Annotated in this window: 2 protein-coding genes; one reads left to right on the plus strand and one right to left on the minus strand. The window is 24.1% G+C overall.

Annotated elements, in window-relative coordinates:
• Positions 1–274: 274 nt before the first annotated feature.
• Positions 275–661, plus strand: coding sequence for a lipoprotein (locus C6B38_RS02070; RefSeq protein WP_105298463.1), 387 nt, complete (start codon positions 275–277; stop codon positions 659–661).
• Positions 662–851: 190 nt separating this feature from the next.
• Here C6B38_RS02070 and C6B38_RS09605 read toward each other — a convergent pair.
• Positions 852–2,713 (minus strand): hypothetical protein (locus tag C6B38_RS09605; protein WP_162475800.1); only part of this gene is annotated, 1,862 nt, incomplete at its 5' end.

Consider the following 2,713-nt stretch of genomic DNA (forward strand, 5'->3'; position numbering starts at 1 on the left):
TTAATAAAGAGGTAAAACCTTATCATTCTTACTTGAAATTATTATTTATTGATATATAATTACTAATAAGAATGATGTCGGGTCATTCTCTTTTTTATTTAACTAAAATAATAATATCATAATATTATACCAATACAATATAATTTGTATATAAATCTAAACTTAATATATTTCATTGCTAATATACCCCTTAAAACACGTAATAAAGGTATTTACAATTATTTATTATTTATATTTTTATATAATTTAACTAATAAATAAAAGGAGACATACAATGAAAAGATTATTAAGTATAATAGGTGCAATTACATTAGTAGGAACAAGTACAACAAGTTTAGTTGCTTGTAATACACAACAATATAGCGAAGATGAATTACAACAACTAAAAGAAAAGAATAAAATAGATACAGCTGATGAAAATATTAAAAAAAATTTAGTATGAATAGCACCACAAGAAAAACCATTTAATGAAGTTGATAATAAATGATATTATGTAGTATGGCGTAGTAATGAAAAGGATAATTGAAGAATTGTTAAGTTTCAAAACAAAAAAGAACAAAGACTAATAAAATTTGATGAACAAAATAAATATTATATTAAAATTGGACAATATAATGGCGGTTTTGATATTTCTATAAATCAATATCCATCAAAACATTAAAACCTTGACAAAAATATAATGAAACTTATTTTAAATCAGTTTATCGTTGAAATTTAGACACACAAGAAACAAGAACCTAATTTAGATATTGATAAAGATGGCAATGTAAAAGTTAAAGAAAAATAAAAAAGAGATTTAATAATCTCTTTTTTAATTTGGTTTAATTGTAATTTTAACTGGGTTATTATTTTTATTTCTTATTTCTAATACCTAATACATTTGGATTAGAAACATCTAATACAATATCTTTAACATTACCCCAATACTTCGGTTTTTCATAAATATCAATATAAAAACACTGTAAAAGGGATAATATTGATTTTGTAAACCTAATTTTTAGTTTTACATCATTAGTATAATATGCTTGTAAATATGTTTCTGTAATTTTATCTTTATCAGTATAATATAATTTTGTTATTTGTAATAAAAATCTTACACCATGAATATTAGTTGGTGTATTATAAATATTAAAATAATTTTCTGTTTCTAAGCCGTTAGTATAAGCAGTAGAAAATGTTTGAATATCATTTACTTTTATATTATCTGTATATAAAGTTATTGTATTATCAAAATTAACTTTATCAGTTTGTGATAAACCAATGTTTTTTAAAGTTATATTTTTTAATGAAAATAAATTATTGCTACAATCATCAGTTCCGCCAAATATATTAACATTTCTATCAGGAATAAAATATTCTATCGCACAAGGACCACATTCAACTTGTAAATTACCTAGATTACTTATTTCTATTGTTTTATAAGCACTTTTAAATTTTTCAATACTTTGAATTGTTGGGTCAATTTGTCTTAAATCAATTTCAACCTCATAATAAGCATCCTTAAATTCATCAGAAAATAAATTAACTATACGGCTACCCGTTTTTTTACACTTTGCTGGTGCTGTAATTTTAGTTTTTAATGTTTGCACTACACCAGCGGGCATAATATCTTTGGTATAAACTTTATAGTTATATGGTGCTGGTGGAAGAACATATTGAGGATAATTAAATGTTGGTATTTCATAGTCGTGTGGTAATAAGAAACTAGTTTTATAATTAGTTGTCATATCACGTAAATAATTATTTAAAACACTTTTTGTTTTACCTCTGAAACTTCATACTGATAAGCGTAAATAATCTTCTTCATTATTTGTATATGGATTATCAGCATAAAAGATAATTTCAAAATTACCTTTATATAATGCTTGAATTGAAAACATATCAATTATATAACTACAATCAGTACCATCTGGTGTTTGTAAGAATTCGCAAGCATTATCTTTTTCACTATCACTAACTGGTGTTTGAGCATCAACTGCTTTTGTTTTTTCATTAATTAGATAAACTCGGTTAGTTTTAGGATTTAATTGTTTTAAATTATAAGTTGAATAAACTAACTCACTTGTTGGTTTATCATCGTTAGTTAAAACAGTACCTTTACATTTATCAGTTAATAAAGTTGTAAAACTAAAACTAGTAGCATTAGCACCAATTAAAGCACCAATTTTATCATTACCTTGTTCTCTAAATATTTCAAAAGGTAAATAACCAGCAGCAGCCGATTTAGACCCTCAAAAAGCATCATTATAAAAACTATAAACATTAGCACTCATAAAACCATTAAGTCATGGAAAATTAGGTCATTTATCATCTTGTGTAATTGTTAAATTACCAATTCAGTCCCAAGGAATACCAAACGAAACAAAATTTAAAAACTTTCCAATAGCAGGTATCGTAAAAGGATTAAAAACTAATTTTTGCGTATAGTTTAAAGGTAATACGGTAATTTGGCGATTAATAAAATTATTCATATTTAAAATATCTCAAATATTACATGAACCCATTTTATTATATTCAATTTGAACTTGACCAATAGTATTACCAAATTCATCTTTTCTTCTAAAATAAGATGATGCTTGAGTACTAATTATATTATCAACATTACCACTATTTACTTTTACTTTATTTGGTGGTGTTATTTTTCAACTTTTAGATCAATAAGGTTTAGAATTTGAATTTTCTTCACTAATAGTTGTTCCAACAGTTGGATTAG

This window comes from Spiroplasma sp. ChiS (assembly GCF_002968355.1).
GTDB classification, from domain to species: domain Bacteria; phylum Bacillota_I; class Bacilli_A; order Mycoplasmatales; family Mycoplasmataceae; genus Spiroplasma; species Spiroplasma citri.